At 40.4% G+C, this 12582-nt stretch carries 11 protein-coding genes and 1 pseudogene; 4 read left to right on the forward strand and 8 right to left on the reverse strand.

The window, feature by feature from the left end; translation table 11 throughout:
• Positions 1-351, reverse strand: a pseudogene (locus tag VE944_RS30715) (photosystem II q(b) protein); the annotation flags it as partial.
• A gap of 851 nt (positions 352-1202) precedes the next feature.
• On the opposite strand from VE944_RS30715, the gene VE944_RS30720 reads away from it, so the two are divergent.
• Positions 1203-1598, forward strand: a complete 396-nt coding sequence (locus tag VE944_RS30720; protein WP_324986522.1) for a hypothetical protein — start codon at positions 1203-1205, stop codon at positions 1596-1598.
• A gap of 497 nt (positions 1599-2095) precedes the next feature.
• Positions 2096-2824 carry a hypothetical protein gene (locus VE944_RS30725; RefSeq protein ID WP_324986525.1) on the forward strand — a complete coding sequence of 243 codons (729 nt, stop codon included), beginning with the start codon at positions 2096-2098 and terminating at the stop codon, positions 2822-2824.
• Positions 2825-2872: 48 nt separating this feature from the next.
• On the opposite strand, the gene VE944_RS30730 is transcribed toward VE944_RS30725, so the two are convergent.
• The 3 genes from VE944_RS30730 to surE form a co-directional block, all read right to left on the reverse strand.
• Positions 2873-3649, reverse strand: a complete 777-nt coding sequence (locus VE944_RS30730; protein WP_324986528.1) for an MGMT family protein — start codon at positions 3647-3649, stop codon at positions 2873-2875.
• 30 nt (positions 3650-3679) lie between these two features.
• Positions 3680-4327 carry a PAP/fibrillin family protein gene (locus VE944_RS30735; protein WP_324986531.1) on the reverse strand — a complete coding sequence of 216 codons (648 nt, stop codon included), beginning with the start codon at positions 4325-4327 and terminating at the stop codon, positions 3680-3682.
• Positions 4328-4460: 133 nt separating this feature from the next.
• Positions 4461-5141, reverse strand: coding sequence for a 5'/3'-nucleotidase SurE (gene surE / locus VE944_RS30740; protein WP_324986534.1), 681 nt, complete (start codon positions 5139-5141; stop codon positions 4461-4463).
• Between the two features lie 382 nt (positions 5142-5523).
• On the opposite strand from surE, the gene psb32 reads away from it, so the two are divergent.
• A complete protein-coding gene (gene psb32, locus VE944_RS30745; RefSeq protein WP_324986536.1) occupies positions 5524-6261 on the forward strand; it encodes a photosystem II repair protein Psb32 in 738 nt (245 codons plus the stop codon).
• A 61-nt stretch (positions 6262-6322) separates the two neighbouring features.
• Here the strand turns inward: psb32 and VE944_RS30750 are convergent, their stop codons facing one another.
• The 3 genes from VE944_RS30750 to VE944_RS30760 all read right to left on the reverse strand — a co-directional run bounded on the left by VE944_RS30750 (position 6323) and on the right by VE944_RS30760 (position 8827).
• Positions 6323-6706 carry a DUF4346 domain-containing protein gene (locus tag VE944_RS30750; protein ID WP_324986539.1) on the reverse strand — a complete coding sequence of 128 codons (384 nt, stop codon included), beginning with the start codon at positions 6704-6706 and terminating at the stop codon, positions 6323-6325.
• Between the two features lie 89 nt (positions 6707-6795).
• Positions 6796-7974 carry a GNAT family N-acetyltransferase gene (locus tag VE944_RS30755; RefSeq protein WP_324986542.1) on the reverse strand — a complete coding sequence of 393 codons (1179 nt, stop codon included), beginning with the start codon at positions 7972-7974 and terminating at the stop codon, positions 6796-6798.
• A 115-nt stretch (positions 7975-8089) separates the two neighbouring features.
• The gene (locus VE944_RS30760) at positions 8090-8827 is read right to left on the reverse strand and encodes a RibD family protein (RefSeq protein WP_324986545.1); all 738 of its coding nucleotides are present in this window, start codon (positions 8825-8827) and stop codon (positions 8090-8092) included.
• A 295-nt stretch (positions 8828-9122) separates the two neighbouring features.
• On the opposite strand from VE944_RS30760, the gene VE944_RS30765 reads away from it, so the two are divergent.
• Positions 9123-11246, forward strand: a complete 2124-nt coding sequence (locus tag VE944_RS30765; RefSeq protein WP_324986548.1) for an ATP-binding protein — start codon at positions 9123-9125, stop codon at positions 11244-11246.
• A gap of 176 nt (positions 11247-11422) precedes the next feature.
• Here VE944_RS30765 and VE944_RS30770 read toward each other — a convergent pair whose 3' ends face one another.
• A complete protein-coding gene (locus VE944_RS30770; RefSeq protein ID WP_324986551.1) occupies positions 11423-12550 on the reverse strand; it encodes a Gfo/Idh/MocA family protein in 1128 nt (375 codons plus the stop codon).
• Between the last annotated feature and the right edge of the window lie 32 nt (positions 12551-12582).

A 12582-nucleotide genomic window follows, 5' to 3' on the forward strand; every position in this document is an offset into this window, starting at 1 on the left:
GAATACTACCAATTGGTAAGGGCCACCGTTGTACAACCACTCATCTAAAGATGCTGCTTCCCAAATTGGGTAGAAGTGCAAGCCGATGGCGTTGGAGGAAGGTACTACTGCACCAGAGATGATGTTGTTTCCGTAGATTAAGGAACCTGCAACTGGTTCACGGATGCCATCAATGTCTACTGGAGGTGCAGCGATGAAGGCGATTACGAAGCAAGCGGTAGCGGCTAGCAGGGTGGGGATCATTACTACGCCGAACCAACCGATGTAGATACGGTTGTTGGTGCTGGTGATCCACTCACAGAATCTATCCCATACGTTGGCGCTTGAGCGCTGTTGTAAGGTTGTTGTCATGGTTTTATAAGTGCGGTTAGTTATTTTATAATCAGGCTGGTTTGTCTTTGCCTGTGAAACTACTTTACAATGCTTTACAAAATTTAATCAAGTTTTATTACTTCAGTAAACCTAATATACGTTATTAGCTTTGCTTATTTAAAGGTAAGAAGTGGGTAGATGTAGCCCAGCACCCTTGGGTTCTGTTACCCATGCACACCATTACATATATATAGGACTAATATTTGTTTGATTTCTGAAAAAGCTCGGTACAGATCGAAAAGCCTAATTCCTTATTCCCTACTCCCTACTCCCCACTCCCCGCCCACGTAGATAATTTCAAAAATCAAATACGATTCCTATATATAGGAAAATTCCTTTACGAATGAAGAACCTCCTTTACAAACTTTAAAAGCAAGGGCAATGTCTACGACGGATTGCGCTTACGCTCTCCAGTTCTCTTAGAGAATTTATGCACATAGGACTTACGCGCCTATTCCAGAGGATTGTTACGAAAAAGCCTGGCCACTCGCGTAACCAAGCTCTTAGCTATCTCGATCAATCAAGGGAGGTAGAGTTGTCTTATCACAATCTATTAATTCATAGGTTGTTCCAAATTAACTCTACAACTGAGTAACAGCGCTGCATAAATTTTTAGATTGCCTCAGTTAAATATATATCTGTTCAAGTTTGTCCTGAACTTTGTTCTCGATTTATTTTTTCAGTTCTTGCGCTCAATTAGCTCACCCGAATGGGTGACGAATAAACCAACCGCTTAGGTAACCTGAGCGCAGGAAGCTGAGACTGATAAAAAATAAGACTCTATTACTCAATAACACTATTTGCACTTTACTGTAACTAAGGATAACCCTATGAAATTCTCCACCTTGATTGATTCTGTACTCATTGTTGGTTCAATTGCTTTATTACCTGGAATCGGTGGCGCTCAAATAACTACTAATAATAGTGGCGAACCTATAGCTATCAACTCTAATAATTTACTCACTCATTTTACGAACGTCAGCTACCTCAAACCCTTTGATGCTGCATTTCTAGCTTATCAAGGTAACTTGAAAGCACAAGGTATTCCTAGTGGTAGTGCTTTCGTTTCTCAATACCGAACAGGAAGCCTGACTGCACTAGATGTGGTTAAGGCTGCTGTCAACGCTAAAAAGTTACCAGCACAAGCTTTGAATGATATAGGTTACTTAAATGCCGTCGAGTCGCAGCTGACCTCATTAGGTAACACTAATAATTTATCTTACTAGTACAGCGTTGCAGAGGTTCATAAGGGATTTATAAAATGCTTTACACACAAAGGAGGAAAAGCTGCTGTCTTCCCCTAATCGCCATCTTATTACCAAAAATTACTTTAACCCCTCCAACCTTGGAGGGGTTTTTAGTTGGTGCTACGCTTGCTCTAGGGTTGCTCTCCAACGCACCTTTTTATATTTGACGCCGCCCCTCGCCCGGCTTTGCACAGTGCGTTCAAGCCTATCGTTTACTTCTAGAATGCTTGTGTAGCAATACTTTTAGCTAGAATGGCTTTGCTGTCACGAACCATTAGATTACCCTGTGCGTAGGCCTAGCCCGTTGAAAACATCGCTTCTACAGTCGCATACCATATCACACGGCTGAAAAAAATGGTCGGGTAATAAATTATTTACTGTTCTATCAAATTAACGTTGTTAAGTTACTCAGCAGGTGTAGTTTTCACCTCCAGGCTGTGTTAGATATTGTGACGCTAAATAGGAGTATAGATACGTTGCTAAAGCTTTCTCCAGAATCTCCTCTATTTATTGTATTAATTATTATTAGTTTTCTAGTAGTAACTTTGTCAACTTGGTTATCATCTAAACCATTCGCTTTAAAACCATTTGGGCTTAATGATATTATCCAGCTACTTACCTTACAATTATTTATTTCTTTGCTATTGGAGCGTTCTTTAGAAGTTTTTATAACTACTTGGCGGGGAGCATTCGTTGAACAATTAGATATTAGTATTCAGCAAAAAAAGGCTCTACTGTCGGAAAAAATAAGACTTATGGAAGTACAACAAAACCAATTCTCTTCTTTAGAATCTAATCAAATCAGTGGACTCCCACCTGAAGGAATGAGTTTAGAGCAACAAATCATCCAAAACTTTACACAAAACCAACAAGAACCGTTAAAAATATTCAAGCCACAAATTGATGATATAAATGAAAAAGAGCGCCAGAAAACAGCATATAAATCTGATACACGAATAATTGCTCTATGGACATCCCTTTTATTTGGTCTTTTAATGAGTGCAATAGGTATTCGTTCAATCGAGCCACTTATAGTTATTGATTTAGATAATTCAATACAAGTAATTATTTTCCGTTGTTTAGATGCATTGCTGACAGGAGGTTTAATTGCAGGAGGTAGTGAGGGAATTCATAAGCTGATAAAAGTTTTTATCGACTTTATGGAAGCTACTTCTAAACAAATCAAAAACCAGGGATTATCTTGATTAAACGAAGTATTTTTCTATCAAATATTATGAAAACTTCAGTAATCTCTATTCTAAATATATAGTGTCATCTGTCCATTGATAATCTTTAATATCTACAAAAAATTTGTTTAAGTTGCTTAATGAATTTGCTTCTGTTAAAACTCTAATTCCTTCATTTTCTAACTTATTTTTTTGTTGGTTCACATAATTTATCAAATGGCCTTTAGAATCTAATATTCTATGTACTGGATAATCAGCAGCCGAGGTTTTTTTCAAATATGTAGGAATAGCTCTTAAATAACTATTATCTACTCCTATACTTTTGATGATCTGTTTATATGTAACTACTTTCCCAGTTGGAATTTTGATGATAAAATTTAGGAATCGTTGATATGGATTTTCAGATAATGCTGAAAATTTATTAGGTTGAACCTGAAAATTACTACCAACCTGGATTTTACCTGATTTAATAACTACGCCTAAAATTCCTCTTTTACCTTGGATGCTCTTTAATGATTCTACCAAGTGGGCTATTTGCTTACACGGTTCGCAGTAAAAAGTGAGGCGAATTGCGGCACCACTTTCAAAGGTTAGCAGAGAACCAGGGATAAAATTATTAAATTCTATACCTGTAACCACAATATTTTCTCGTAATTCTCCTGGTTTAATTGATAAATCTAAAATATCTTCATACTTAACAATTAAAACTTGCCTTGGACTTATAGGATCGGCGTTAATATCTTCTTCTATACCATGACCTACTTTTAAATTTAATGTTTTAAGCTCTACCATCGCAGAACCTGGTTTTGCCTTGGTGAAAAGATGTGTTATTGAGAGAGCCATATTTTTTCGGCGGCGCGATCAATTTAAGGTTTAGCAGTTGAAGTCAGGTAAATCATAAGATTTACTAAGAATGAATAAACTTCCATCTCCTCCACGTCCAATTCTTAAGGTTTCATCTAAGTAAGTAATATCTAGTGTCGCAGGTCTGCTAGTAGGATTATTCGCTGGGACAACCTTAAATGGGTTGAGTTTAGGGGTATTAATGCCAACAATGTTCTCAATCGATAGGTAGCGTTTGTCAAAATAAACGTTAATACGTTTGTTCGCTAGAGGCTCTAAATCTTCTTTGGCTGGCTCAAAGCTAGCTGTCACTTTGACATATCCTGATACTAGCCCCAGAGAATGTTTCACTTTAGCTAGATTGAAAAACAATTTATTTGCAACATCAATCACTTGATAAACTTTACCTAGGTTTAATCCTAATGGGAGAGAAGTTAAAGTACGGATTTCTTTCGCAGTAGAGTATTGCAGTTGCCAAGCTCCTTCCAACAAATAAGTAGCGTAGAGAAGAGGATTGGGATTGGGATTGACACTCTCTAATTCTGTCGTCAATTGTTCTATTTGTTCGACTAAGGTTTTGTCTAGCTGCAAATCAGTAATGGGAGAGCCATCGCTATTGGTTTGAATCTTTTCAAGCGTGGCTTGTAATTTCTCCTTAATTAAAAGTTGATTGTTCAATGGTTGTGAATTTTCCTTTAGATATCCTATTAATTTAATTCAACTTTTATGCGGGAATTGCATAAAAGTTGAAATATGTCCTTAATTCAAGCATTAGATGATTAATACCAATTTTGGATTCTAGGTTCAATCGTCAAACCCTCAACTGAGTTACCGCAATATTGCCGGAAAAACATACATCCACATCGCTACCAGAAGTGCGATCGCGTTTACCATATTCGCCTACATAATAAAAATTATCGCCTTCAATTCGATAGTTTACAGGCAAAGGTCTGGTACAGGGTTGGCAAAACACCATATTCGGCTCTGGTTCTCCTGGTTGCAGATGCGGCAAGTTCACATTCCAAAAGCTTCCCGGTTCTAGAGGACGCTGGAGTAAGTCCGTTAAAACTTCAACTGTGAATTTGGCGGACATATCCCAATCAAAATTCTGCTTGGCTTTGCGATATTGAGAAATGGCAATTCCAGGAATACCGTGCATTGCGGCTTCTCGCACAGCAGCCACTGTGCCAGAAATGTAGGAATCGACTCCCAAGTTGCCCCCAGCGTTGATACCTGAAAGCACAAATTTGACATCTGCGGGAATTTGTGTTATGGCAATTCTCACACAATCGGCGGGAGTGCCTGCGATCGCATACTCAGTCTCAGAGCGTCGCTGGAGGTTGATGGCACGAGTGGTGGTAACTTGATGTCCACAGCCAGACTGATGATCAGCAGGAGCAGCGATAATAGTATTTTTGCCGTTTACAGCTTTGAGCAGCGCTCGGATACCAGGGGCATCAATGCCGTCGTCGTTAGTTAAAATTATGGTCATGTACATATTATATTGATATAAATTTAGCGAAAATATCCGAAAAATGCAGATATAAACGCATCTATGGGTACAGCAGCAAAAGCTACTTGCAGATATGAAAAAATATGCTTACTGCCAAAAATCTTGATTATACGATATCATTTCTAGATGGTTTGCAAATTCCGCCCTATGTTTTTGGCTTAATCCCCAAAATGGGCGGAATTTCTTGTCAATTTAATTCTTGCAACCACCCTCAGAACAAGTTTGTGCAATCAAAAAGTCCCGTAAAATACATATCTGCTGGCAGTAGCAGAAATTTAATACTGGAGAAAAGCGGGAACTAAGTGATTTTTGCAGTGGTTCTGTAGTATTTTTGGTGCAAGTCTGTCTTAGGGATCACACGATGAAACAGCTTTTTAAACAAGTATTTAACAGTCAAAAACACCTTATCCAGCTAATTCTCCCTTTAGTGATGGTTATTTTAGCAACCTCACTGCTTGCCGCACCTGCTTTTGCCACAGGTGTGAATCAAATACCCAACCTGACAGCAGGGAATAACACCTGGGTTTTGGATCAAGGTGAAGTTATCAGCCGTCTGAATGAAGGTAAGATTAACAGCGCTTTCGAGGATTTGGCAAAGCAAACAGGTAAGGAAGTTAGAATTATTACTGTTCGCCGCCTTGACTACGGGGAAACACCGGAAAGCTTCACTAAAGAACTGTTTGAAAAATGGTTTCCTACAAAAGAAGCCCAAGCTAATGAAACCTTATTGGTTATTGATACGGTTACTAATGGTACTGCCATTATTACTGGGGATCAGGTCAAGCCTTTGCTTACTGACTCTATTGCCGAGAGTGTAGCTACTGAAACAGTCAGTGTGCCGTTACGCAATGGTAACAAATACAATCAGGCATTTCTAGATGCAAGCGATCGCCTTGTCGCTGTCCTCTCTGGCAAAGCTGATCCAGGGCCACCCCAAATAGCTAACAATGTACAGGTAGAAGGAACCTTCAAGAAAGCAGGCGAAACTGACCAAGGTAACGCTACTGCTTGGGTAGTAGGATTGTTAATTGCCGCCACCGTTATCCCAATGGCGACTTACTATATCTATCAGATAAATCAGCCATCATCTGATGGGTAATGGGAGAGTTGTTCAATTTTAGATTTTTCCTTCAATCCAAAATTAAAAATCTAAAATTGGTTTAATCTTGAACATACTCTTGCTCTGTGACTAAAGCTACCTCAGCCCGAACAAATTCTCGACCCAAATAAGCTGCATGATTTAATTGAGTTACAGGAGAGGGCTGAGTTTCCTCAAATATTTTCACGCAAAGTTCTTTGGCCGTCCTCCCGCTAAAAAGCGTCGTATGACTTCGTTCTACCTTTCCTCGTGCAGGAATTACCTTCCCCGTTTCGGGATCGATAGCTAAACCGCGATCGTCAATCACATTTGTAAAATGCTTGGTATAAATTAATCCGGCATTTCGATCCAAGTAAATAATGAAATATCCACCTGGATCAAGGTCAATATGACGCTGGGAAAGTTTATCATCAATTGCAACTAAATTTTCAACCATCAAATCCATAAGCATTTTAAAAAGAAATTTCTTTCTTGAGGGTTTTTTCACTCTATATCAAGTGTAATTCGTCGTTCACCCTCTGCCTTGGCAAACTTTTAAGAATCTCGGTTACTAAATGGCAACTCTGCATTAATTTCCTCAATCTGCTGCTGTTCGAGTTGATTCACTTCCTTAATATAGGGACGTAAAATTTGCCCTAAACGATTATTGTAAAAGCGGTGCAGACTGTGATTGGGCATAGCCGGGAAACCACGGCGTTTTTTGTGGCGTCCACCCGCGCCAGGATCAAAAAGTTGGATATTGTTAGCGATCGCCCACTCAATCGGCGCATAATAGCAAGCATCAAAATGTAAGCAATCTATTTCTTGAAAACTCCCCCAATAGCGTCCATAGAGTTTGTCACCTTTAAATAAACAAAAAGACATTCCTAAAGGATGAGAGTTATCTTCCTCGCTATATGCAGCAAAAAACAAGACTCGATGGCGATAATCGGCGTGTAACTGCTCAAAAAACCTCCGTGTGAGATACTTGCTACCCCACCAGCCAAACTTATCACAGGTATCAGCATAGAATTGGTGCATCAAGGGAAACAAAGACTGAGGGATTTCATCACCAGTTAGAGGTTGTAATCGTAAACCGGCTTTTTCCACAGCTTTGCGTTCCCGCTTGATGTTGCGGCGCTGATTAGCGTTGAAAAGTTTCAAGTAGTCATCAAAAGTTTTAAACCCAGTATTTTCCCACACATAGCTGTGGTGCAGCCAAGTTGTAAAACCATGCCGTTCCAGCATCGGACGCCATTGGGGATCGACATAGAGAAAATGGCACCCAGAAATTCGATTTTTGGCGCAAAAAGTGTCAATTTCATGCACCATGAGCGCGGTGATTTCGTCCTCATCTTCTCCTGGGGCAATTAAGAAGCGATAGCCTTCGGCAGGAGTAAATGGTGTCATTCCCAGCAATTTTGGGTAATATTGGACTCCGATGCGATCGGCTAACTCTGCCCATTGGTGATCGAAAACAAATTCACCAGAACTATGTCCTTTGAGATAAAGTGGCGCAGCAGCAATCAGCGTTCTATCTCGCCACAATGTCAAGTGATTAGGCAACCAACCAGTTTTAGCTGTAGCACTATGGGAGGTTTCAATATTGTTTAGCCACTCCCATTCTAAAAACGGTGTTTTGAGTGGCATTGCCAAAGCATTCCAGGCATTTTGGGGTACTTCAGCAATTTTGTTCGTCCAAACGACAGAATAGCGAGGCTTAAGTTGTTCCACTTTTTAGGGACTGGGGGCTGAGGACTGGGGACTGGGGACTGGGGAGTAGGAGGATAAGGAGAATACCCATATCCGCTGCCCAACACCCAGTACCCAATCCCTTATTTAGCGTAATCTAATCTGCTGATCGTTGCAGGCGATAGTGCAAAAACACTTCTTGCTCAACTGTATGAACTTCTAAAAGTTGCAGTTTGGGAGCTAAATCGGGTAAAAATCCTTTCCCATCTACAGGAGTGGGTGCGGTATTACCACCTAAAATCAACGGACAGACAGTCAGCCATAATTCATCAATTAAATCTAATCCCAGCAAGGACGCGACTAATTCACCTCCACCCAAAACCGCCAAGCGTGTTATATGTAAAGTGGCTAGATACTTTAAAGCTGCGGAAATATCTATTTCTCGCGTTGGTGTTTCAAAAACCAGAATTTGCTCAAATTCTGGAGGGCATTCCTTTGCTCTGGTTCCCATTGAGTGAAGCGTCCTTAAACGTCCTTTCCATGAAACTGCCCCTGCTGTTGTTGTGAGTAGCCAGCGTCTAACTGGTTGCTTAAAAAACTTAATTTCCGGATTGAGGTTTGCAGAGTGTGTAGTCACTATATAAACTGGCTGCGGAGGCTTCCCTTCTTGCGCTCGAAGTTGCACTAGAGTTGGATCTGATATAGTAAGTGTTGTTCCGTAAGCCCGCAGAGTGCCAGCACCGAATAAAACCGCATCACAGGCAGCGATTTGTTTTTCTAAGTGTGCTTTATCAACCCTTGAGCCAAACCGAGCAGGCGATCGCCTAAAATCTCCTATTTTACCATCTGCACTCATTGCTAAAACAACTGTAGTGTGAGGACGATGTTGCAACATTAAATTGATTTGATAGTTTGAATATTTTCTTTGCTAGTGTATAGATTCCCAAAAAAAATCCATGCCTGCAACCTACTCTTTTATAATTTCACCACTGTATTTATATGCAACACAAACAGTTTCTCAATCTAGCATATATGAGTTTTGGTATACCACGTTTCTTTTTGAATCATAGCAATTTGTTAATTTTAAACATTGAAAATAAAATTCTGATTATTTAATAAAATGTCTCATCTAGCTCATCTAATTACATATCTTTGCTGTTGTGGTTTGCAGATGCAAAGTGAGACACTCGATGACTAATCACCGCCAATCATCTTTTCGTCGAATTTTAGTAACGAGAATACTGCTTCTGTTCGTTCCAGTTTTACTTATAGGCGAGATTGTTGCCTTGAATAAGGCACGCTCTAGCATATTGGGAATTGCACGTCAAAATTTAACAGAAAGCGCTATCAGTAAAGGGGAGAGAATTGGAGATGCGATCGCTATTTTAAAAGCTAATTTGCTGAGTGTAAGTAAAACAACGGTTATTCCGTCGGCGCCTATACAAAAGCAAGAAATTCTCACGCAGTTAAAGCAACAACTTCCAGCCAGTATTGAATGCATCCAATTAACGAATCTGTTAAGCCAGAAAATAGTTGCTAGTAGCTGTGGGGATCAAGTAATTGGAGAATTGACATTACCTTTACCTAGCGACGGAATTGATGTCAAAGCAATCTTTCCGCCAAAAGCAGGAATAACTGGAAAAAGAAACACACAAAATCAATTGCAAGTAGTGTTATCTGCACCAGTCTTCGATAGCCGAAAAAATTTAGTTTACAGCTTAAGTATTCAGTCTGCATTGTACCAACAAACCAGAAATCCGCCGGGATCGCTCACAGGCACTATGGTAGTGATTGCTGAAGATGGCACAATTTTGGCACACCCATTCACAGACTGGGTGGGAACTAATATTAATCAGCACCCAAATGCTCCCCAACTTAAGAGCATAATTAAAAATGCGCTCGCGGGGCAAAACAATTCGATAAATTTGTCTTTTACACAGGGAAACGAATTAGTAGCTGGCTATACGGCTATTGCAAATCCACTTACCCAACAGCAGCAAAAATGGATAATCTTAGCTGTTACTAGTGTCGATAATGCACTTTTTGGTTTAGAGGAAATCAAACTCATTCTCATCGTTTTGACAGTTGGTTTGATTGGTGCAAGTTTGTTAGCATCCCTATATCTAGCTCCTTATTTAGCACGTCCTGTAGAAGAATTGCGAGACTACGCTCTAAATATTCACTCTCACCACGCCGCACAACCAGTTCCGCACAATTTTCAAATCCGGGAATTCAATCAACTGGCCCAAGCATTAGATCAAATGGTAGAACGGCTCAAAGCTGGATCGGAAGAACTGGAAATAGCTTGGAAAGAAGCAAAAAATGCTAACCAGATTAAAAGCCAGTTTTTGGCTACGACTTCCCATGAATTGAGAAACCCATTACATACTATTATTAACTGCATTCGCCTGGTTGAAGATGGTTTATGTGATAGCCGGGAAGAAGAAATGGAGTTTCTCAAACGTGCTGATGAAACAACGCTTCATTTGTTAAATATTATTAATGATTTACTTGACATTTCTAAAATCGAAGCAGGGAAGCTTTCTGTAGTCACCACACCTCTTGATCTCCGACAAATATTGTTAGAGGTGATTAATTTACAATCAGTTAATGTTCAACAAAAAGGCTTGCAATTGAAATGCGAGTTAGATCCTCAAGCAATACCAATTAAGGCAGACGCAGCAAAACTGAAGCAAGTACTGATTAATGTTATCGGCAACGCCACTAAGTTTACCGACACAGGAAGCATCACCATTGCTACAGAAATTCAACGTAGTAATGGTAAATCTCAAGTGGTGGTAATAGTTAAAGATACAGGTATAGGGATTGATCCCACTCAACAGCACAAACTATTTCGCCCCTTTGTGATGGTGAATGGCACAACCAGCCGCCAGTTTGAAGGGACTGGACTGGGACTAGCAATTTCACGAAACTTAATCGAACTCATGGGAGGCAGTATTACTCTTGAGAGTACCGGACTTCATCAAGGTACGACACTGAAGATTACCTTACCCTTGATTGATATTTCGCTGTTACCTGTTGCTAAGAAAGAAGAAAATGTAGGGGATCTTGGATTTTCCTCTGTGAATGATGCGGCAAAAGCAAGCCAATACTCTAACCTACAGCAGTCTGGGGAAAGTCCATCTTTGGGAAGCAAAAAATCTGTTAAAACATTTGTAGAAAAAGAAAAGTCGATGAAATTCCAGGTGTTACTTGGGAACGAGACTTACGAGATTAGTCTTTCGCCGCAGCAAACTCTCTTGGTAAGTCTTCCAAAAACAGAAGTTTATGCAAATGGCACTTCTGAAAGGTAATACCATTTTGGATTAGCGAGAGTATGAGCGCTGGCTGGTGTTATAGAATTGTCTTTCGGCAATATTAGGGCTTTTTCGTAGGCAACAACTGCTGCATCTAATTTCTTCTGTCTTTGAAAAATGTAGCCAAGAACTCCATTAATGAAGTACAATGGGCGGTTATTTTCAGGGGAAAATTAGATTTGAGAGCAGTTGTTTAGAAAAACAGGTTTGCCGCCTTGCTCAAGAGATACTGTTAGAGCAGCAAGAATTTCTACTAAATGTGTGCCTACCCAACCAGACGAAACCTCTGAGGGAGTATTGTTGAGAACAGAGACAACAAAGGTAGAGCAAACTCGCTCCAATGGTTCCCCTGGCTCTAATTCCAGCACCACCTGCTTTTGATTTACTGGAATAAATTGATTCCCCTGCTGTTTCAACTCACCATGTAGTAGGGTGAGAGGTGATGATTGCGACATTTCATCAAAAATCAAACTACCAAGGCTGCCCACAATTCCCAGCCGTCGCTGCTTATCGGGATTCAGCCAGCACAAGTGAATATAAGCTTGAAAGCCATCTGGATATGTCAGTGTTAGCCATACTAAGTCAGCCAAACCTTGAGATGGTGAGTGGGAAGAGACGCGATTAATCGCGTCTGTACTAGGGAGTGGTAAGTGGGTCATTTCCCTACTCCCTACTCCCCACTCCCTACTCCCCTCTCCCTGTAGCCACACCGTACCCGTAGCTTGTACTTTCACAGGGATCTGACCTAGCCAAGCGTTAAAGATAGCAATATCATGAATAGCTAAGTCCCATAGCGCATCAACATCTTGCCGGACAGGCCCCAAATGGGTGCGCGTCGCGTAACCATAGCGTAAATCACCTAATTTACCCGCTTGTACTACAGTTTTTCCTCGCTCAACTGCTGGGTGAAATAAATAAGTGTGGTCAACCATGAGTATTAAATGATGCTGCTCTGCCAAATGGCAAAGTTCCCGACATTCTGCTGGGTTGAGAGTTAGGGGTTTTTCAGCTAAAACATGATATCCCTGTTGGAGAGCGTCTTTAATTAAAGCATAGTGGGTGGTAGCTGGAGTTGCGATCGCCACCCCTGTCAACCCTGGAACTTTCTTTAGATCCTCCCACTGGGTTGTTAAGACTACATTATTATCTAAGTTAAACTGCTGTTTTATCGCCGCTAATCGTTCTGGATGGGGGTCTACTACAGCAACTACATCTACTTGGGGATGTGCTAAGAAATTCCGCAGCAAATGCACTCCCCAACGCCCAACTCCGATGACAGCAATTTTAATTTGGTTTGTCATTAGTCATTAGTCATTAGTCATTAGTCATTAGT

Source organism: Nostoc sp., from assembly GCF_035638895.1.
GTDB lineage: Bacteria > Cyanobacteriota > Cyanobacteriia > Cyanobacteriales > Nostocaceae > Nostoc.

What these genes read in the sequence shown, in the direction of transcription:
- surE (WP_324986534.1), bottom strand. Translation starts at nt 5,141, where the DNA reads ATGACCATAATTTTAACTAACGACGACGGCATTGATGCCCCTGGTATC.
- VE944_RS30760 (WP_324986545.1), bottom strand. Translation starts at nt 8,827, where the DNA reads ATGTTGCAACATCGTCCTCACACTACAGTTGTTTTAGCAATGAGTGCA.
- psb32 (WP_324986536.1), top strand. Translation starts at nt 5,524, where the DNA reads ATGAAACAGCTTTTTAAACAAGTATTTAACAGTCAAAAACACCTTATC.
- VE944_RS30730 (WP_324986528.1), bottom strand. Translation starts at nt 3,649, where the DNA reads ATGGCTCTCTCAATAACACATCTTTTCACCAAGGCAAAACCAGGTTCT.
- VE944_RS30765 (WP_324986548.1), top strand. Translation starts at nt 9,123, where the DNA reads ATGACTAATCACCGCCAATCATCTTTTCGTCGAATTTTAGTAACGAGA.
- VE944_RS30720 (WP_324986522.1), top strand. Translation starts at nt 1,203, where the DNA reads ATGAAATTCTCCACCTTGATTGATTCTGTACTCATTGTTGGTTCAATT.
- VE944_RS30770 (WP_324986551.1), bottom strand. Translation starts at nt 12,550, where the DNA reads ATGACAAACCAAATTAAAATTGCTGTCATCGGAGTTGGGCGTTGGGGA.
- VE944_RS30750 (WP_324986539.1), bottom strand. Translation starts at nt 6,706, where the DNA reads ATGGATTTGATGGTTGAAAATTTAGTTGCAATTGATGATAAACTTTCC.